The sequence below is a fragment of the Lachnospira intestinalis genome (assembly GCF_040095895.1).
GTDB lineage: Bacteria > Bacillota > Clostridia > Lachnospirales > Lachnospiraceae > Lachnospira > Lachnospira intestinalis.
The window spans coordinates 22,320-42,458 of the sequence record NZ_JBBMFS010000013.1; the positions used below are offsets into that span (position 1 = coordinate 22,320).

Genomic DNA, 20,139 nt, shown 5'->3' on the forward strand with positions numbered 1-20,139 from the left:
AGGAGTTGAAAAATGTCTATAACGATTAAGATGAATCAGGACAATACCGGAATCCAGATGAGCGGTACAACAGCGGGACGAAACAAAACACAGGATACCAAGACGAGAAGCACTGTATTTGCTGGCGATTTAATGCTCGGACAGGGAAATCAGATTGAGCAGAAAAAGCAGACCGCAAGACGTCAGGCAATGAAACTGATTACAGATGCGTGGGGCAGGGATGAATTGGCTTCCCAGAGCATAAAAGATATGGAACAGCAGAAAGCAGACTATGTAGAGCAGATGCAGGAAGCCAAAGAGCATGAGAAAACCTTTGAAAAGGGCAAAAAGGAGCTTCAGGAGCAATACGGTGTAGCTGATGATTCACAGGAGCAGAAGGATTTGGAATTACTCGAAAAATTCCAGAATTATAAGAACGGCTCACATGATGAAAGCTTTACAAAGGAAGACGTTGACCGGTTAAAGGAATTGCAGAATCTTCCGCGCACAGAATATCAGGAAAAGGCACTCCGGTTAAACCAGATTGCCGGTTCAATGAAAGTAACTGCTTCCAATGCGAAGGATAAGCTGATTGAGCTGACAGATACAATCGCAAAGGCAAAGACCGATCAGGCAAAGTCACAGGATATGTTAAAAGCAGGCAGTGCAGCAGATGATATTTTGGAAGCTTCCAACAAAGAAATCATGGGGCTGCTCATTCAGGACGGAAAAGAGCATATCGACAAAGAGCAGGAAGAAGCGCAGAAGAAAGCCGAGGAGCAGAAAGAGAAGCGTGACGAACAGCAGGAGCGCATTGATGAGGCAAAGCAGGAGAGGAAAGAGCAGGAAGAACTCATCAAGGGTCAGGCGGAGGCAGACAGTGCCGAGCAGGATTTATCCCTCCAGCGCAAGACAACAAACAATGTCGAAGCTGCACAACAGAATATCCGCAATATTCTTGAGGATAATAATCTGCTGGCAGAAGACTTAAAGGGAATTAAAATTGATTTTAATTTCTAAAAAATAATTTGAATATCAAAATACTATTGACAAAGGAAAAGTTTTCCTGTATAGTAACAACTAGTTTGAGAGTCAAACAAAAAGCTTTTACGGATTTCGTTTGACTCTTAAATTTTTAGATTAATATTTTGATTATCAAAAAGTAAGACATTCAAAACGAAAATCTGAAGAAACGAAACAGAATTTTAAAGAAGGAAAATGTCAAAGCTGCGGGACATTTTCCGGGAAAAAGAAAACGCGGCACAGAGGCAGATATGAATACGAAAATAATAGGAACGGGAAGTGCTGTTCCGTCAAGGGTGCTTGACAATGCAGAACTTTCAACATTTTTGGATACCAGTGATGAGTGGATTCGCACCAGAACCGGAATCCGAAGCCGTCATATCGCACAGGAAGGTCAGACTGCATCAGCGCTTGCGGCACAAGCCGCGAAAAAGGCGATAGCAGATGCCGGGATAGCGGCAGAGCAGATAGAAGCCATTATCGTTGCGACTTCAACGCCTGATTACATATTTCCGAGTACGGCAAATCTTGTCCAACAGGAGATTGGGGCAGAGCGCGCGGCATGTTTTGATTTAAGCGCCGCCTGTACAGGATTTTTGTATGCAATGAGTGTGGCAGATGCCTATATTAAAGTGGGCATGTACAAAAAGGTACTGGTTATCGGTGCGGAAGTGATGTCGCAGGTGGTGGACTGGAAAGACAGAAGTGTCTGTGTGCTGTTTGGTGACGGCGCAGGTGCGGTTGTTTTAGGTGAAGACAGCAGCGGAAAAAGCATTTTCAGACTGCACAGCGACAGCGGTAGTGCACAGGCTTTGACACTGGGAAAAGAAAATGCGGTGCATATGAACGGACGGGAAATTTTCTCTTTTGCAGTTCGGAAAGTACCGGAGTCTGTTAAAGAAGTGCTAGAAGAATCGGAAACGGCAAAGGAACAGGTAAAATATTTTATTTTACATCAGGCAAATGCAAGAATGATTGAAAGTATTGCAAAGCGGCTGGATGTACCGGTTGAAAAATTTCCGATGAATCTGGAAACCCACGGAAATACTTCAGCGGCAAGCATACCGGTTCTTTTAGACGAATTAAACAGACAAAACCGCCTGATACCGGGCGATGTGTTGATCCTGTCCGGCTTTGGCGGCGGATTAAGCTGGGGCAGTGCATTGCTGGAATGGCACAAATGACAGGCAGAATATGCGTAGATTACAAGAGAATATCAAAAATATATTGTAGTAGAATGGAGATTAAAAAGATGTTAGAAAAAATGAAAGAAATTATCGCAGGACAGTTAAATGTAAACGCAGAGGATGTAAAGCCGGAATCACGCTTCAAGGAAGACTTAAATGCAGATTCACTGGATTTATTTGAACTGGTAATGGCACTGGAAGACGAATATTCCGTAGAAATTCCGTCAGAAGAACTTGAAAAGTTATTAACGGTACAGGATGTCTGTGATTATTTAAAAAATCACGGTGTAGAAGCTTAAAAAGCAGTGAGGTAAAAAGGCAGACAACGTTTATAAAGATGTTCGGAGATGAGAAAATATGCAGACAAGAATTACAAAACTGCTTGAAATTGAATACCCGGTCATTCAGGGTGGTATGGCATGGGTCGCAAATGCGGCGCTTGCGGCAAATGTTTCAAAAGTGGGCGGCATCGGATTTATCGGGGCGGCAAATGCACCGGCAGAATGGGTACGGAGTGAAATCCGCAGGGCAAAAGAGATTACAGATAAGCCAATCGGCGTGAATGTTATGCTGTTAAGTGAGCATGTAGACGAAGTGGCACAGGTTGTAGCCGAAGAAGGTGTAAAAGCCGTAACGACAGGAGCCGGTAATCCTGCAAAATACATGAAACAGTGGAAAGAAGCGGGAATTCGTGTGATTCCTGTGGTTGCTTCTGTTGCAATGGCAAGAATGATGGAACGTGCGGGCGCAGATGCGATTGTTGCAGAGGGCATGGAGTCCGGCGGTCATATCGGTGAGCAGACAACAATGTCCCTGCTCCCACAGGTTGTCGATGCGGTATCGGTTCCGGTTATCGGTGCAGGCGGCATTGGTGACGGCAGAGGCATGGCAGCGGCATTGATGCTGGGTGCGGAAGCGGTACAGCTAGGAACGCGTTTTATCGTTGCAAAGGAATCCACCGTCAGTCAGGCGTACAAAGACCGTGTGATTGGCGCAAAGGATATTGATTCCGTTGTTACGGGAAGAAGCACGGGACATCCGGTGCGCTCCCTTAGAAATACAATGACACGCCAGTATCTTGAAATGGAAAAAAACAATGTATCCTTTGAAGAATTGGAACACCTGACACTGGGTGCACTGCGCAAAGCTGTTGTAGACGGTGATGTTGCCATGGGAACGGTCATGGCTGGTCAGATTGCAGGCATGATAAAAAAAGAACAGACCTGTGCAGAAATTATTCAGGAAATTGTGCAGGAAGCAAAAGAAACGATAAAAAAATGCAGTATCTTTGCGGAAGATTCGTGCGGAAATGAGGCAGAACATGCGTAAAACAGCATTTCTCTTTCCGGGACAGGGCGCACAGAATGTCGGAATGGGACGTTCTTTTTATGAAAAATATGATGCTGTCAGACAATATTTTAAAACGGCACAGGAAGTGACAGGCATTGATGTTGCGTCACTTTGTTTTGAAGAAAATGAAGCTTTAAATCAGACCGAATACACGCAGATTGCCATGTATACAACAGAATGTGCGATACTGAACGTTTTACAGGAAAAAGGGATTCCGTACGAAGCGGCGGCAGGACTTTCACTGGGAGAATATGCAGCACTGACAGCAGCAGGGGCTTTGCCTTTTAAGGACGGCTGTTACGTAATCCGCAGACGCGGCATTTATATGGAACAGGCAGTACCGGAAGGTCAGGGCAGTATGGCGGCAGTGTTGGGACTTAGTGCCAAACAGACGGAAGAAGTACTAAAAACATCACTGGACACTGCAAAAATCGGCATTGCCAATTATAATTGTCCAGGGCAGATTGTCATTTCCGGCGAAAAAGGCGAAGTGGAACGGGCGGCAGAAGTTTTAAAGCAGGCAGGCGCAAAAAGAGTGGTGCCGTTAAGGGTCAGCGGACCGTTTCATTCCCCGTTGCTTTACGGCGCGGGAGAACAGCTTCAAAAAGAACTCGAAAAGATTTCATTTAACAAAATCAGGATACCTTATATTGCCAATCTGACGGCGGAATATGTAACAGACAGCAAAGAAATTCCGGAACTGTTAAGAAAGCAGGTTTATTCACCGGTACGCTTTGAACAGACGTTACGTAAGTTAATCACGGACGGTTTTGACACATTTATAGAAATCGGACCGGGAAGAACACTAACCGGATTTGTAAAAAAGACGGCAAAGGAAATGCAGTGTGAAGGAATCACCTGTATCAATATTGAAAAGGAAGAAGATTTATCACAGCTTATCACAGAATAGTCAGGAGGGCATCATGCAGGAAATGAACGGACAAATTGCGCTGGTAACAGGCGCAGGCAGGGGAATCGGTAGTGCGATTGCGAAAAGCCTTGCCAAAGAAGGTGCAACTGTGATTGTAAATTATGCAGGAAATGCACAGGCGGCACAGGACACGGTAGACAGTATCTTAAAGGATGGCGGCAGTGCAGAAAAATATCAGTGTGATGTGTCAGACTTTGCGGCTGTCGAGGAAATGATAAAATATGTCGTACAAAAATATGAAAAAATCGACATTTTAGTAAATAATGCAGGAATAACAAAGGACGGACTGCTTCTTAGAATGTCAGAACAGGATTTTAAACAGGTGCTTGCAGTCAATCTTGGAGGAACATTTCACTGTATCCGCCACGCAGCAAAATATATGATAAAGCAAAGAAGCGGCAGGATTATCAATCTGGCATCGGTTGTCGGTCTGACAGGAAATGCAGGACAGGCAAATTACGCGGCATCCAAAGCCGGTGTTATCGGGCTTACAAAATCTGCGGCAAAAGAACTGGCATCCAGACAGATTACAGTCAATGCGATTGCACCGGGGTATATTGACACAGATATGACAGCTGTGCTTTCTGACAGTGTAAAGGAAAGCGTACAGTCATCAATTCCTTTAAAACGCATGGGAACGGCGCAGGATATAGCACAGGCAGCGGTATTTCTGGCTTCGGATAAGGCATCGTATATTACCGGACAGGTGCTGTCAGTCAACGGCGGCATGGTATAGGTGATATTATTTCTAAACGAAAGCAAAGCAGTTTTGAGGGGCAGATGAGCAGATTGGAGGAAGAAATGCAGAAAAGCAGAGTAGTTGTGACGGGAATGGGTGCAATTACACCGATTGGTTTGACCGTAGAGGAATTCTGGGAAAACGTAAAAGCACAAAAAGTCGGTATCGGTGCAATTACAAAATTTGATACAACGGATTTTAAGGTAAAGCTTGCAGCAGAAGTAAAAGGCTTTGATGCACAGGCATATATGGATTTTAAACAGGCAAAACGTATGGAATTGTTCAGTCAGTATGCGGTAGCGGCGGCAGGACAGGCAATTAAAGATGCCGGACTGGATATGGAAAAAGAAGACGCATACCGCGTTGGAACGTCTATCGGTTCCGGAATCGGCAGCTTAGATGCCATGGAGCGTGAGCATAAAAAGCTGCTGGAGCGTGGACCGGGAAGGATTAATCCACTGTTAGTTCCGCTTATGATTACCAATATGGCGGCAGGAAATGTATCCATTGCATACGGATTAAAAGGAAAAAACATCAATGTGGTAACGGCCTGTGCGACAGGAACAAATTCTATCGGGGAGGCATACCGCTCTATCCAGTGCGGTGATGCAGATGTTATGGTCTGCGGTGGTACGGAAAGCAGTATTACACCGATTGGAATCGGAGGATTTACGGCACTTACGGCACTTTCTACAAGCACAGACCCGCTTAGGGCATCTCTGCCGTTTGATAAGAACAGAAACGGATTTGTTATGGGAGAAGGTGCGGGTGTTCTGGTACTGGAATCCTTAGAACATGCCAAGAAGCGCGGCGCGCATATATATGCGGAAATTGCCGGATACGGCTGTTCAAGTGATGCGTATCATATCACCTCTCCGGCGGAAGACGGAAGCGGCGCGGCACGTGCCATGACAAATGCCATGCAGGAAGCAGGCGTATTACCGCAGGAAGTGGATTATATCAATGCACACGGAACCGGTACACATCACAACGATTTGTTTGAAACGAGGGCAATTAAGCTGGCATTTGGCGAAGCGGCAGAAAATGTACCGGTCAGCTCCACCAAATCCATGGTCGGACACCTTCTGGGTGCGGCAGGTGCGGTAGAGCTGATTGCCTGTATCAAGTCGGTAACAGATGGGTATCTGCATCCGAACGTGGGGCTTACGGAAACAGAAGACGAAATGGATTTGCAGTATATTAAAGGAAAAGGCATTGAAACAGAGGTGAAGACGGTGCTGTCCAATTCCCTTGGATTTGGCGGACACAATGCAACGCTTCTTGTGAAAAAGTTTTCATAAAAGAAATGAGGCAGTTATGGAATTAGAGCAGATTTTAAAACTGATAGATGCCGTGTCGAAAAGCGCGCTGACAGGTTTTTCACTGGAAGAAGGAGAAACGAAGCTTACGCTTACCGCAGAACGCGTAAAAGAATTCAATCAGGTACAGCAGACAGGCGAGCCGGGTATACAGTCCGGCTGTATGCAGGCATCACAGGCAGGAAACCGGTCCGGTGTTTCCGAGGAAAGAACGCAGAGCATGACGACAGGAAATCCGGCAGCCATGGACGGATACAGCTTTACGGCGGCGGGCGGTGAATATCAGACCGATACGCAAAAAAATGAAAAGCAGGCAGAGGGTACAGTTGTTGCTTCGCCGCTGGTCGGCATTTTCTACAGTGCGCCGTCCCCGGAAGACGAACCATTTGTTACAGTGGGCGATACCGTAAAAAAAGGACAGACACTCGGTGTTATCGAAGCAATGAAGCTGATGAATGAAATTGAAAGCGAGTGTGACGGAATTGTCAAAGAAGTGCTGGTTGAAAACGGTGAAATGGTCGAGTTTGGACAGCCGCTGTTTATTGTAGGAGTGTGAAAATGCCATAAATCAAAGCATTTTCACACGGCACTTTGTGATGCAGACATCACAAAGATGCCCTGAGAAATCATCTGTGGAATGTGAAAATGCCATAAATTAAAGTATTTTCACATGGTTGTTTGCTTCCGGGTGAAAGCAAACAACCCGAATAGTAGATGAGAAATCATCTGTGGAATGGAGAAAAATATGCTTACAACAAAGGAAATTATGGAGATTATTCCACACAGACATCCGTTTCTGCTGGTGGATACGGTGACGGAGTGTGAGCCGGGACAGCGGGCAGTCGGATATAAGTGTGTGACATACGATGAACCGTATTTTGCGGGACATTTTCCGGGAGAACCGGTGATGCCCGGTGTCTTACAGATAGAAGCCTGCGCACAGGTCGGAGCGGTGGCAATTCTGTCACTGGAAAAGAATAAAGGAAAGACAGCATACTTTGGCGCAGTAAATAACGCACGTTTTAAAAGAAAGGTTGTGCCGGGCGACAAGCTGAAAATGGAATGTGAAATTATTAAAAGCAAAGGTCCTGTCGGAATCGGAAAAGTGACGGCAAGCGTAGATGGAGAAACTGCACTTACCGCGGAATTGACCTTTATGATTGGCTAAACATGTAAAAATGTCTGCGGAAAGGAAAGAAGAAATGTTTCAGAAGTTATTGATTGCAAACAGAGGGGAGATTGCGGTGCGCATTATCCGGGCATGCCGTGAAATGGGCATCAAAACGGTTGCCGTGTATTCACAGGCGGATGCCGACGCACTGCATACCCAGCTTGCCGATGAAAGCATTTGTATCGGAAAGGCAGAAGCAAAGGACAGTTATCTGAATATGGAACGCATTTTAAGCGCAACGATTGCATCGGGGGCTGATGCCATTCATCCGGGTTTTGGGTTTTTATCTGAAAACAGCAAATTTGCTGCACTTTGTGAAAAATGTAACATTGCATTTATCGGTCCGTCTGCAAGGACAATCGAAGAAACCGGAAATAAATCGGAAGCCAGAAATGCAATGGTGCGGGCGGGTGTTCCAGTCATTCCGGGTACGAAAGAACCCATTTTTACGGCGGAAGCAGGCAGGAAATTTGCAGATGAAATCGGTTATCCGGTCATGATAAAAGCGGCACTTGGCGGTGGTGGAAAAGGTATGCGTGTGGTGCAAAACAGTACAGATTTTGAGAAAAATTTTCAAAATGCACAGCGTGAAGCCGAAAATGGTTTTGGCGACAATTCCATGTATATTGAAAAATATATTGAACATCCAAAACATATCGAGTTTCAGATACTGGCGGATAATGAGGGCAATACGATTCATTTGGGTGAACGCGACTGTTCGGTACAGCGCAGACATCAGAAAATGATTGAGGAATCACCGTGTACAGCGCTGGACGAGGATTTGCGGGAACAAATGGGAGCAATGGCGGTTCGGGCGGCAAAAGCAGTCGGATACCGCAATGCCGGGACGGTGGAATTTCTTTTAGACAGCCACAGACAGTTTTATTTTATGGAAATCAACACGCGAATTCAGGTGGAGCATGGGGTGACAGAGCTTGTCACAGGCATTGATCTTGTAAAAGAGCAGATTCGCATTGCTGCGGGAGAGAAACTCGGACTGCGCCAGAGTGATATTCATCTGACGGGTCATGCGATGGAAGTGCGTATTAATGCCGAAAATCCGGATAAAAATTTTGCGCCGTGTCCGGGCACGATTCAGGAACTGCATATTCCCGGCGGAAACGGTGTGCGGATTGATACGGCAGTTTATCCGGGCTATATAATACCACCATATTATGATTCAATGATTATGAAAGTAATGGTATATGACAAAGACCGTGAATCAGCATTGAAAAAGATGAGAAGTACTTTAGGGGAAGTTATTATTGAAGGTGTAACGACCAATCTGGACTTTCAGTATGAGATTTTAAAAAATAAGGAATTTGAAAGCGGTGCGGTTCATACAGATTTTATTGAGAAAAATTTTGAAGAAACCGCTTAAAACGGGATTAATTTTAAAATAAAAGGCAGGGATAGAGTGTGCATTTAAAAGGATTATTTAAAAAGGAAAATCAGCCGGTGCGGCATCAGAATCAGGCGGAAGCGCCGAATGTCCCGGACGGATTGTATACAAAATGCGAAAGCTGTCATGAAATGATTCTGACGGAAGATTTTACGCAGAATGCTTATGTCTGCCCGAAATGCGGACATTATATGAAAATAGGCGCGTATGAGCGGATAAAAATGGTGTTTGATGCACAGACATTTGAAGAATGGGACGAAGAATTTACCGGCGGCAATCCCTGTCATTTTAAAGGATATGAAGAAAAACTTGGGGATTTACAGAGAGACACCGGTTTAAATGAAGCAGTGATTACCGGAAAAGGAAAAATAGACGGCATGGAAGCGGCAGTCGGAGTGTGCGATACACGATTTCTTATGGGAAGCATGGGATATGTCGTGGGTGAGAAGCTGACAAGGGCGATTGAGCGGGCAACGGTAGAAAAGCTTCCGCTGATAATATTTACCTGTTCCGGGGGCGCGAGAATGCAGGAGGGCATTGTATCACTCATGCAAATGGAAAAGACGGCGGCGGCGCTGAAAAAATTTGATGCGGCAGGCGGACTTTATATTACCGTGCTTACCAATCCGACAACCGGCGGCGTGACGGCAAGCTTTGCCATGCTGGGTGATATTATTCTTGCAGAACCGCAGGCGCTGGTCGGATTTGCTGGACCGCGTGTTATCAGACAGACCATAGGGGAAGAACTGCCGGAAGGATTTCAGCGGACGGAATTTTTACTGGAACATGGATTGATTGATAATATCGTGGAACGCAGATTTTTAAAGCAGACCTTATCGACACTGCTGCGGCTGCATAAAAAGCCACAGGCAGAAACAATGAGCCGCTATCAGCAGTATTTAGATGACATATATGCAAAAAAAATTGATATTAAAAAAGAAGAAGCACTGTTGGCGGCAAAAAATGAAAAGAAGCAGTTGTCGGCATGGGAAAAGGTGCAGATTGCAAGAAGCAGCAAACGTCCGTCGGCGCTTGACTATATCGGATATCTCACCAAAGATTTTTATGAATTGCATGGTGACAGGGCGTACCGTGATGACGGTGCAATCGTGGGCGGTATCGCATTTTTTGGGAAACAGCCGGTGACTGTAATCGGACAGCAGAAAGGTGCAACGACAAAAGAGAATATTGTGCGTAATTTCGGAATGCCGTACCCGGAAGGATACCGTAAAGCACTGCGCCTGATGAAACAGGCAGAAAAGTTTCATCGTCCGGTATTGTGCCTTGTGGATACACCGGGGGCATACTGCGGCATTGGTGCAGAGGAACGCGGACAGGGAGAAGCGATTGCAAAAAATCTGTTTGAAATGGCGGATTTAAAAGTGCCTGTGCTTTCGATTGTCATTGGAGAAGGCGGAAGCGGCGGTGCGCTGGCACTTGCGGCGGGAAATGAAGTCTGGATGCTGGAAAATTCGGTGTATTCAATTCTCTCACCGGAGGGCTTTGCATCAATTTTGTGGAAGGACGCATCCAAAGCAGAAAAAGCGGCGCAGGTAATGAAACTGACAGCACAGGATTTAAAGGAACTGGGCATTATCGAACAGATTCTGCCGGAATTTCCGGTTGTCAGCAGTGACAATATGAATCGTGTTACTTTATATATGAAACGTAAAATTGCAGGATTTCTGGTGAAATATCAGCAGATGGGCGGTGAAGAACTGGCACAACAGCGGTATCAGCGCTTCCGGGGAATGTAACAGGAAAGAAATTTATAAAAGGTATTAGCTATCTTCCTTAAAGTGGATTTGAGGAGGGTAGCTTTTTTATTGCAAAAGTAGATATATGAGGTGAGAATTAATTTAAGATGCATATTGGCTATTATTATGGATATATGGTTATTTTATAATAATAATAAATATGATATAAGTACAAAAAGTACATAATAAAAGTACAAACAGTACTTGACAAAAGTATAAAAGTACGTAACTTATAATTTGAGTAAATTTATAAATGCTATTTGGAGGTTGAAAATGGAAAGAGTTATATTTTGGAATAATAAAGGCGGAACTGGCAAAACTACATTAACATTTCAGATAATTAATGAATATGCTTTTCAAAATCCTGAAAAGAAAATATTAGCTATAGATGTTTGTCCTTAAGCAAATTTATCTGAACTTTTATTGGGAGGGTTAAATCAAGGAGGTAGTGAAGTTTTATTAATGAGGCAAGGTACAATCCAAAGAGCAACAATTGGTGGATATTTTCAATTGCGTTTGCCATCTCCTTATAGTGTGCCTTTGTTTAATCCTAGAGATTATTTAACAAAACCGCATGAATATAATCAGTATATACAAGATAATATCGATTTGCTTTGTGGAGATGCTATGTTGGAATTACAATCAAATGCTATTTCCACATTAGCGAATAATCAAATACCAGGAACTAATACATGGGTTGCAATTATAAATTGGTTAAACGATTTCATACAGCCAATCGAGAAAGATTACGATATGGTATTTTTAGACGCAAATCCAAGTTTTTCAATGTATACGCAAATAGCAATTGCGACTTCAACAAAAATGGTGTTACCAGTGATGGCTGATGATTCATCACGTAGAGCCATTCAAAATGCTTTTTCGTTGGTTTATGGATTAAAATTACCTTCTGAAATATATAGTAAATATGCTTTTGCGGAAAAATTAAAAGAAGTAGATATGCCATTACCAAAAGTTTATATGATATTAAAGAATAGATTAACTCAATATATGGGAGCGGCTTCTGCATATGCGACAGTGTTACAGGAAATTGATAAAGATGTTTTATCTCTATTGAAGACGTATCCAGATATGTTTGCATTTAAAACATTAGATATGGGAATTATTGATGTAAGAGACTTTCAGACAACGGGAGTTGTTTCGGCTGCAAGAGGTTGTCCTTTACGAAAATTGAAATCAGGACGTTTGGAATTAATGGGAAAGAGAGTTACGGTAAGAGAAGAATATAGACAGAATTGTATTGATAATGTTGAAACAATTGTAACAAGGATGAGTAAAGAGTTATAGCGAAGTTGAAGAAAGTTATGGAAATATTTTAAAGTGAAAAATATTCCCATACAATAAAAATTAATTGACCAATATTGAAAATGAGCTTTTATAAATTTTAGGTACTTTTCCCTTAACCTTATTAATAGCTTTTTGGAATAGAAATATATTTGTGTTGCAAAAAGCTATACATGGTGGTACGCTATAAGAAACAAGGAGGTGCATATTATGGCAGTAAAAACAGCAAATGTAACAGCACGTATTCAACCGAATATAAAAGAGCAGGCAGAAGCTATTCTTGACAGACTTGGAATTCCTGTATCTGTATTTATAGATATGACTTACAGACAGGTTATTATGCGTGACGGTGTACCATTTTCATTAGATATTCCCGATAAGCTTGCTACAAGAGATTCTATAACAAAAGCTGAATTTGATATCATGATGCAGACGGGACTTTCGCAGGCAAAAAGAAATGATTCTGTATCTGTCGATGAGGCTTTCGAGCAATTAAAAGCGGAGATGTAAGGTATGGACGAGTATGAGGTAAGGGTAACAAGACAGGCGTTAGAGCAAATGAAAGAGATTGTGCATTATATTTCATATGATTTGATGTCACCGGCTGCAGCGGATAATCTGCTTGATAAGTTTAAAGCAGAGATTTTGAAACTGTCAAGTTTACCGAAGAAGTATGCGCGGATAGAGGAAGAACCTTGGAGAACTGAAGGAATACGCAAGATGGTAGTTCAGAAATTCCTGATTTATTATTGGGTAGATGATGATAACAGCAGAGTTCAGGTGACAGCGGTTATCTATGGCAGGCGTGATCAAATCCGGCAGCTTGCCAATATGGATATGGAGTAGCGACAGCGGGTCTGGTCAGAAAAAACGTTGAATATAAAAATAAATCTCCTAAAGGCAGGGCAAAATGTGTCTTGGCATTTAGGAGATTTTTTTGCGTTATAGGAAATTGCCAATTCATTTAAAGAAAAATAGGAATAAACAGTATATAACACTTGACAACAGTTGTATACTGTTATACACTGTTTATACAGAAAGGAGGAAGTGAGATTGAATATTATTATCAATCATTCATCTATGGTGCCGATTTATGAGCAAATTGTAGATGCGGTTAAGACACAGATTCGCAAAGGAGAACTTAAAGAAGATGAGAATCTTCCTTCTGTGCGTATGCTGGCAAAAGACCTTAAAATCAGTGCGTTGACGGTAAAAAAAGCATATGATGCTCTGGAAGAAGAAGGATTTGCAATTACAATACATGGAAAAGGGACATACATCACGGCTGCAAATACAGAGCTTTTGCTTGAAGAACAGAAAAAAGAAATTGAAGCGGATTTAGAAAAAGCAGTTTTAAAAGCCAGAAGATGCGGCATCAGTGATGAAGAACTAAAGAATTTATTAGAATTAATATTGGAGGGATAGCCGATGTTAAAAATTGACCATCTAGTGAAAAATTATAATACATTTTCCCTTGATTGTTCGTTGGAAGTTCTGCCGGGACAGATTACAGGGCTTGTGGGGAAAAACGGAGCAGGTAAAAGTACAACATTTCATGCAGTACTGGGACTGCTTAGACCGGATAGCGGGAAAATTACTCTATTAGGAAAAGACAGTCAGGAAATAACAGCGAAGGATAAACAAAAACTGGGGGTTGTATTATCCGATTCCGGTTTTAGTGGAAATCTGACGATTCAGGATATTATTCCTGTGCTGGAAAAACTGTATGATGATTTTAATAAGGATTTTTTTATGAAACAGGTGGAAATTTTCGGTCTGCCTTATAAAAAGAAATTGAAGGATTTTTCAACAGGCATGAAAGCGAAATTAAAGGTTTTGATTGCAATTTCACATCAGGCAAAACTGTTGCTGCTTGACGAACCGACAGCCGGGCTGGACGTGGTTGCAAGAAATGAGGTACTGGATTTAATACGGGATTATATGACAGAAGATGAAGAACGTGCTGTACTTATCAGTTCTCATATTTCAAGTGATTTAGAATCATTGTGTGATGATTTTTATATGTTAAAGGACGGAAAAATCATTTTTCATGAAGAAACAGATGTCCTGCTTGACCAATATGTTGTTTTAAAAGTAGATGAAGCACAGTATGAGAAGCTGGATAAAAGTTTTATATTAAAAGTGCAGAAAGAAAATTACGGATATGCATGTCTTACAAATGAAAATGCGTTTTATATAGAAAATTATCCGCAGATAATCATAGAAAAAGCTGCGATTGATGAGATTGTGACAATGCTTAGCGGAGGTGATGAACAATGTTAGGACTTTTTATTAAAGATTTAAAGCTGTTAAAAGCACAGAAGAAGATGTTTATGCTTGTTGGTATAGTGACAGCAGTTGTACTGTTTAATATACAGGACGGTACAGAAATGATTGGATTTATGGCAGGATATATGGTATTTGTTGTAACAATGGCGGCAACAAGCACTATCGGTTGTGATGAAGCAGACCATGGAACGGTATTCTTATTTACACTGCCGGTCAGCAGAAAGGAATATGTTTTGGAAAAATATGGTCTGGCAGTGGCAGGAAGTGCAGCAGCAGTATGTGTCGTAACGGTACTTGTCTATCTTGTAAGTGTTGTAAGAGGCAGTCAGCTTATGGCAGAGCAGCTTTTTATCATTCTCATTATGATGCCGCTGGCACTTATTTTATTTTCTTTAATGGTGCCGTTTCAGTTACGGTTTGGCGCAGAAAAGGGCAGAATGATGCTGCTGGGAGCTTATGGCGCAGTATTTGGCGGATTGTATATTCTTAAAAATTTCACAGAAAAGTGGAATGTGGATTTGTCGTGGATTGGACAGAAAATAGGGCGGTATTCGCAGGGTACATGGACGATAGTGGCAGTCGTAGCAGCGCTGGCAGTTATGCTGGTATCTTACTTTGCCAGTGTACGGATTTTAAATAAAAAGGAAATTGACTGATGGCATAAAAATGGGACAGTCCGGTTTAAATGTTTTACCGGCTGTCCCTTTTTTTATGTTATATAAATTACTTATTATTCTTCTTGCTTAATTCCTGTTCCTTCATTGCACGAACCTTTAATGAAAGACCAAACAGATTAATGAAACCGTCTGCATCATGGTGGTCATAAAGGTCGCCGGTCTTAAAGGAAGCGATAGATTCGTTGTAGAGTGAATATGGAGAAGTTGTACCGGCTTTGATGATGTTGCCTTTGTACAGCTTAAACTTAACTTCGCCTGTTACATTTTCCTGTGTCTTTTCAATAAATGCCTGAACAGCTTCACGAAGCGGTGTAAACCATTTTCCTTCGTAAATAATCTGGGCAAACTTATTTGCCATATTCATTTTAACTGTTGTTGTATCACGGTCAAGAATCAGTTCCTCTAACTGCTGATGTGCTTCGTAGAGAATGGTTCCGCCAGGAGTTTCATAAACACCACGGGACTTCATGCCGACAACGCGGTTTTCAACGATATCAACGATACCGATACCATGCTTGCCGCCTAATCTGTTTAATTCGCGGATGATATCAGAAACCTTCATTTCCTTACCGTTTACAGACTTTGGTACACCATGTTCAAATGTCATAGTTACATATTCACCTTCTTCAGGAGCTTCTTCCGGAGAGTTTCCTAAAACAAGCAGATGCTTGTAGTTCGGTTCATTTGCAGGGTCTTCCAGCTCAAGGCCTTCATGGCTGATGTGCCATAAGTTACGGTCACGGCTGTAGCTGGTATCTGCAGAGAATGGAAGATGGATACCGTGCTGTTTGCAGTATTCGATTTCTGCTTCTCTTGAATCCAGTGTCCATTTTTCATTTCTCCAAGGAGCAATGATGTTGATGTCCGGAGCTAAAGCCTTGATTGCCAGTTCAAAACGAATCTGGTCATTACCTTTACCGGTAGCACCGTGGCAGATTGCTGTAGCGCCTTCTTTTCTTGCAATTTCAACCAGTCTTTTTGCGATAACAGGTCTTGCCATGGAAGTACCTAAAAGATACTTATTTTCATATACGGCGTGAGCCTGTACACAAGGTACGATGTAATCGTCACAGAATTCATCTGTTAAATCTTCAATATATAATTTAGAAGCACCGCATGAGAGCGCTCTTTCCTGTAAACCGTCTAACTCCTCGCCCTGTCCGCAGTCTGCGCATACACAGATTACTTCATAGTCAAAATTCTCCTTTAACCACGGGATAATAGCTGTGGTATCAAGTCCGCCTGAGTAGGCAAGAATTACTTTTTCTTTCATAATTGATATCCTCCGAATTGATTGAATTTGTATGGTTGCAATTGGCAACGAACTTGTGTCTTATGATAAACCACATAAGGTAAAAATGCAATAGGTAAAAATGAATAATATGCAAAAATATACAAAAATCATGTATATTTATAAAAAAATTCAAATTAACACTTTACAGGACAAAAAAAATTGCTATAATGAAACATAACGAATATTTTACAGCGAGGTAAAAGATATGATTAAGGTAGGAATTATTGGTGCAACAGGATATGCCGGAAATGAGCTGGTAAGACTGTTACTGGGACATAAGGATGCAGAAATTGTGTGGTATGGTTCAAGAAGCTATATTGACCAGAAATATGCAGATGTATACAGAAATATGTTTCAGCTTGTTGATGCGGTCTGCATGGATGATAACATGGACGAACTTGCAAAGCAGGTTGATGTCATTTTCACAGCGACACCGCAGGGCTTATGTGCTTCTTTAGTAAATGAAGAAATTTTATCCAATACAAAGATTGTTGATCTGAGTGCGGATTTCCGTTTAAAAGATGTGAGTATTTATGAACAGTGGTATAAGCTGGAGCATAAAGCACCGCAGTACATTGATGAAGCGGTTTACGGCTTATGCGAAATCAACAGAAACCAGATTACCAAAAAAACAAGAATTGTAGCAAATCCCGGCTGCTATACAACAACCTCGATTCTTACCTTATATCCAATGGTAAAAGAAGGGCTGATTGACCCGGATACCATTATTATTGATGCAAAGAGCGGTACATCAGGCGCAGGACGCGGCGCAAAGGTTGCCAATCTTTTCTGCGAAGTCAATGAAAGCATGAAAGCATACGGTGTCGGCACACACAGACATACACCGGAGATTGAAGAACAGTTAGGTTATGCCTGCGGCAGAAATGATTTGAAACTCATTTTCACACCACACCTTGTTCCGATGAACCGCGGTATTTTAGTAACGGCATATGCAAATCTGGCAAAGGACGTTACATACGAAGAAGTAAAAGCAGTTTATGATAAATATTATAAGGAAGAAACATTTGTCAGAGTGCTGGAAAGGGACGTCTGCCCGGAAACACGCTGGGTAGAAGGCAGTAACTTTGTGGACATCGGATTTAAGATTGAGCCGAGAACCCACCGTCTGATTATGATGGGGGCACTTGATAACCTTGTAAAGGGTGCGGCAGGTCAGGCTGTACAGAATATGAACTTATTATTTGGATTACCGGAAACAGAAGGGCTTATGGCAGCACCGATGTTCCCGTAGAAGTGTGAACAAGATTCCATTACAGGGAAAACGCCTCAACGTGTTACTTAACTTCGGCTTATTTCCCTGTAACGGAATCAGGTTACAATATTTGCAGAATGAGGAGAAATGCGAAAATCCTTAAATTGAAGATTTTCGCATAGCACTTTGTGCCGCAGGCGTCACAAAGCTGCTCTTATCGCAGAACTGAATTAATTCAGTTCGCGATTCCTCCGGCATTAGAATGCCTGCGGAATGGAGTGTAATATGGAAATCATTAAAGGCGGCGTGACTGCGGCAAAGGGATTTTGTGCGGCAGGTTTAAACGCAGGAATAAAAAATAACGAAAAAAAAGATATGGCGATGGTTTACAGTGAAAAGCCATGTGTAACAGCAGGAACATTTACAACAAATAAGGTTTTTGCAGCACCGGTAAAGTGGGATAAGGACATTGTGGCAAATTCACCATTTGCACAGGCAGTTGTTGTCAACAGCGGTGTTGCTAATGCCTGTACCGGAAAAGAGGGCGATGATGCGTGTGCGGCAGAAGCAAAGGCTGTATCCGAAGCATTACAGGTTCCGGAAAGTGCGGTATTGGTTGCCTCTACCGGTGTTATCGGCGCACAGCTTCCAATGGATAAAATCTGTGCAGGAATTAAAGAACTTCCAAAGAAGCTTGGCAGTTCATTAGAGCATGGCACACTGGCGGCAGAAGCCATTATGACGACAGATACCGTGGATAAGCAGGTTGCCGTACAGATTGAGGTTGGCGGAAAGACGGTTACAGTCGGCGGTATGTGTAAGGGAGCCGGCATGATTCATCCGAACATGGCAACCATGCTGTGTTTTGTGACAACCGATGCGTGCATTAAAAAAGATGCTTTGCAGAAAATGACAAAAGCGATTGTCAGCGATACTTTTAATATGATTTCCGTGGACGGCGATACTTCAACAAATGATACCGTTCTGGTGCTTGCAAACGGCATGGCGGAAAATGATATTATTACCGAAGACAGCAAGGATTATCAAACATTTTATGATGCACTGTTTTATGTACTGCGTGAGCTTTCTAAAAAGATTGCAGGTGACGGTGAGGGCTGTACCTGTCTGTTTGAAGTGCAGGTAAAAAATGCGGCAGCAAAAGAACAGGCAAAGGTGCTTGCAAAGTCGATTGTTACTTCAAGTCTTACAAAAGCGGCAATTTTCGGTCACGATGCGAACTGGGGCAGAATCCTCTGTGCAATGGGCTATTCCGGTGCGGACTTAGAACCGGAAAAAGTAGATATTTACTTTGAAAGTGAAGCCGGAAAGTTAAAAATTGTAGAAAACGGAAAAGCAACCGATTACAGTGAAGAAAAAGCAACAGAAATCTTATCAAAGAATCCGGTTATTGCTATTGCAGATGTAAAAATGGGAAATGAAGAAGCAACCGCATGGGGCTGTGATTTGACATTTGACTATGTAAAAATTAACGCGGATTACCGCTCATAATGAAGTTTCGTATTAAAGATACGGCAACGGAAATATTTTGCGGCGGCAGGTAAAAATACTGTTAAAAGTGTATATTAAAAATGGAGAGAACAGACATGGAAATGAATGAAGAATTGAAAAAAGCGCAGGTTCTGGTGGAAGCGCTTCCATATATCCAGAAATTTAACAGAAAGATTATCGTTGTCAAATACGGCGGCAGTGCAATGGTTGACGAAGAATTAAAAAGAAAAGTCATTCAGGACGTTGTACTGTTAAAGCTGGTAGGCTTTAAGCCGATTATCGTACACGGCGGTGGCAAGGAAATCAGCAAATGGGTTGAAAAATCCGGCATGGAACCACATTTCTTAAACGGACTGCGCGTAACCGATGAGCCGACAATGGAAATCGCCGAAATGGTTTTAAATAAGGTCAATAAAAGCCTTGTATCCATGATTGAAGAACTCGGCGTCAAGGCATGCGGTATCAGTGGTAAAGACGGTGGCATGTTAAAGGTGGATAAAAAGCTTTCCGGCGGCGAAGACATCGGCTATGTAGGTGAAGTCAAGGAAGTGGATACAACACTGCTTCATACACTGTTAAAGGACGATTTCCTTCCGGTTATCTGCCCGATTGGATATGATGATAATTTCCATGCTTACAATATTAATGCCGATGATGCGGCATGTGCCATTGCAAGAGCAGTTAACGCAGAAAAGCTGGCATTCCTTACGGATATTGAGGGCGTTTACAGAGATTACAACGACAAGTCTTCCCTGATTTCAGAGCTTTCAACAGATGAAGCCAGAGAACTGCTTGCGGGCGGTACAATCGGCGGCGGAATGCTTCCGAAGCTGAACAACTGCATTGATGCGATTGAACACGGCGTATCCCGTGTCCATATCTTAGACGGCAGAATTCCGCACTGTCTGTTACTTGAAATCTTTACAAACAAAGGTATCGGTACAGCGATTTTAAGCAACGAAGCAGAACGTTTTTATGATACAAACATTTAACGAAA

22 protein-coding genes are annotated in these 20,139 nt (G+C 42.5%); 21 read left to right on the forward strand and 1 reads right to left on the reverse strand.

What is annotated here, in order from left to right; genetic code table 11:
* Positions 1–12: 12 nt before the first annotated feature.
* From WMO37_RS12675 to WMO37_RS12760, 18 genes are all read left to right on the forward strand, one after another.
* Positions 13–999, forward strand: coding sequence for a coiled-coil domain-containing protein (locus tag WMO37_RS12675; protein ID WP_349155182.1), 987 nt, complete (start codon positions 13–15; stop codon positions 997–999).
* Between the two features lie 254 nt (positions 1,000–1,253).
* Entirely contained in the window at positions 1,254–2,186 is a 933-nt protein-coding gene (locus WMO37_RS12680) for a beta-ketoacyl-ACP synthase III (RefSeq protein WP_349155183.1), read from the forward strand.
* A gap of 53 nt (positions 2,187–2,239) precedes the next feature.
* Entirely contained in the window at positions 2,240–2,488 is a 249-nt protein-coding gene (acpP, locus tag WMO37_RS12685; protein ID WP_264473889.1) for an acyl carrier protein, read from the forward strand.
* A 58-nt stretch (positions 2,489–2,546) separates the two neighbouring features.
* Complete coding sequence (gene fabK / locus WMO37_RS12690; RefSeq protein ID WP_349155184.1) at positions 2,547–3,518, forward strand: enoyl-[acyl-carrier-protein] reductase FabK; 972 nt, start codon at positions 2,547–2,549, stop codon at positions 3,516–3,518.
* Complete coding sequence (gene fabD, locus WMO37_RS12695) at positions 3,511–4,449, forward strand: ACP S-malonyltransferase (protein WP_349155185.1); 939 nt, start codon at positions 3,511–3,513, stop codon at positions 4,447–4,449. Before fabK ends, fabD begins: the two co-directional genes overlap by 8 nt.
* A gap of 13 nt (positions 4,450–4,462) precedes the next feature.
* Positions 4,463–5,206, forward strand: coding sequence for a 3-oxoacyl-[acyl-carrier-protein] reductase (fabG, locus tag WMO37_RS12700; RefSeq protein ID WP_349155186.1), 744 nt, complete (start codon positions 4,463–4,465; stop codon positions 5,204–5,206).
* A gap of 44 nt (positions 5,207–5,250) precedes the next feature.
* Positions 5,251–6,510, forward strand: a complete 1,260-nt coding sequence (gene fabF, locus WMO37_RS12705) for a beta-ketoacyl-ACP synthase II (protein ID WP_022431867.1) — start codon at positions 5,251–5,253, stop codon at positions 6,508–6,510.
* Between the two features lie 16 nt (positions 6,511–6,526).
* Entirely contained in the window at positions 6,527–7,084 is a 558-nt protein-coding gene (gene accB / locus WMO37_RS12710; protein ID WP_349155187.1) for an acetyl-CoA carboxylase biotin carboxyl carrier protein, read from the forward strand.
* A 189-nt stretch (positions 7,085–7,273) separates the two neighbouring features.
* On the forward strand, positions 7,274–7,696 hold the full coding sequence (gene fabZ, locus WMO37_RS12715) for a 3-hydroxyacyl-ACP dehydratase FabZ (RefSeq protein ID WP_022431865.1): 423 nt from the start codon (positions 7,274–7,276) through the stop codon (positions 7,694–7,696).
* A 34-nt stretch (positions 7,697–7,730) separates the two neighbouring features.
* Positions 7,731–9,080, forward strand: coding sequence for an acetyl-CoA carboxylase biotin carboxylase subunit (locus WMO37_RS12720; protein WP_349155188.1), 1,350 nt, complete (start codon positions 7,731–7,733; stop codon positions 9,078–9,080).
* A 38-nt stretch (positions 9,081–9,118) separates the two neighbouring features.
* Positions 9,119–10,858 (forward strand): acetyl-CoA carboxylase carboxyltransferase subunit alpha, encoded by a 1,740-nt coding sequence (locus WMO37_RS12725; RefSeq protein ID WP_349155189.1) that lies wholly within the window; start codon positions 9,119–9,121, stop codon positions 10,856–10,858.
* A gap of 273 nt (positions 10,859–11,131) precedes the next feature.
* Entirely contained in the window at positions 11,132–11,260 is a 129-nt protein-coding gene (locus WMO37_RS12730) for a P-loop NTPase family protein (protein ID WP_022431862.1), read from the forward strand.
* A gap of 21 nt (positions 11,261–11,281) precedes the next feature.
* On the forward strand, positions 11,282–12,163 hold the full coding sequence (locus WMO37_RS12735) for an AAA family ATPase (protein WP_349155190.1): 882 nt from the start codon (positions 11,282–11,284) through the stop codon (positions 12,161–12,163).
* Positions 12,164–12,370: 207 nt separating this feature from the next.
* Positions 12,371–12,670, forward strand: a complete 300-nt coding sequence (locus tag WMO37_RS12740; protein ID WP_349155191.1) for a type II toxin-antitoxin system RelB/DinJ family antitoxin — start codon at positions 12,371–12,373, stop codon at positions 12,668–12,670.
* Between the two features lie 3 nt (positions 12,671–12,673).
* A complete protein-coding gene (locus WMO37_RS12745; protein ID WP_349155192.1) occupies positions 12,674–13,006 on the forward strand; it encodes a type II toxin-antitoxin system RelE/ParE family toxin in 333 nt (110 codons plus the stop codon).
* 207 nt (positions 13,007–13,213) lie between these two features.
* On the forward strand, positions 13,214–13,585 hold the full coding sequence (locus WMO37_RS12750; RefSeq protein ID WP_022431858.1) for a GntR family transcriptional regulator: 372 nt from the start codon (positions 13,214–13,216) through the stop codon (positions 13,583–13,585).
* 3 nt (positions 13,586–13,588) lie between these two features.
* Positions 13,589–14,443, forward strand: a complete 855-nt coding sequence (locus WMO37_RS12755; RefSeq protein WP_349155193.1) for an ABC transporter ATP-binding protein — start codon at positions 13,589–13,591, stop codon at positions 14,441–14,443.
* On the forward strand, positions 14,437–15,105 hold the full coding sequence (locus WMO37_RS12760; protein ID WP_349155194.1) for an ABC-2 transporter permease: 669 nt from the start codon (positions 14,437–14,439) through the stop codon (positions 15,103–15,105). The genes WMO37_RS12755 and WMO37_RS12760 overlap by 7 nt, the downstream gene beginning before the upstream one ends.
* A 67-nt stretch (positions 15,106–15,172) precedes the next feature.
* Here the strand turns inward: WMO37_RS12760 and WMO37_RS12765 are convergent, their stop codons facing one another.
* Complete coding sequence (locus WMO37_RS12765) at positions 15,173–16,399, reverse strand: argininosuccinate synthase (protein WP_022431855.1); 1,227 nt, start codon at positions 16,397–16,399, stop codon at positions 15,173–15,175.
* Positions 16,400–16,625: 226 nt separating this feature from the next.
* Here WMO37_RS12765 and argC point away from each other — a divergent pair, with 226 nt between their 5' ends.
* The 3 genes from argC (at position 16,626) to argB (ending at position 20,134) form a co-directional block, all read left to right on the forward strand.
* Positions 16,626–17,672: an N-acetyl-gamma-glutamyl-phosphate reductase gene (argC, locus tag WMO37_RS12770; protein WP_349155195.1), complete on the forward strand. Its 1,047-nt coding sequence runs from the start codon at positions 16,626–16,628 to the stop codon at positions 17,670–17,672.
* Positions 17,673–17,918: 246 nt separating this feature from the next.
* Entirely contained in the window at positions 17,919–19,142 is a 1,224-nt protein-coding gene (gene argJ, locus WMO37_RS12775; protein ID WP_349155196.1) for a bifunctional ornithine acetyltransferase/N-acetylglutamate synthase, read from the forward strand.
* A 95-nt stretch (positions 19,143–19,237) separates the two neighbouring features.
* Entirely contained in the window at positions 19,238–20,134 is an 897-nt protein-coding gene (gene argB / locus WMO37_RS12780; RefSeq protein WP_022431852.1) for an acetylglutamate kinase, read from the forward strand.
* The last annotated feature ends 5 nt before the right edge of the window (positions 20,135–20,139 follow it).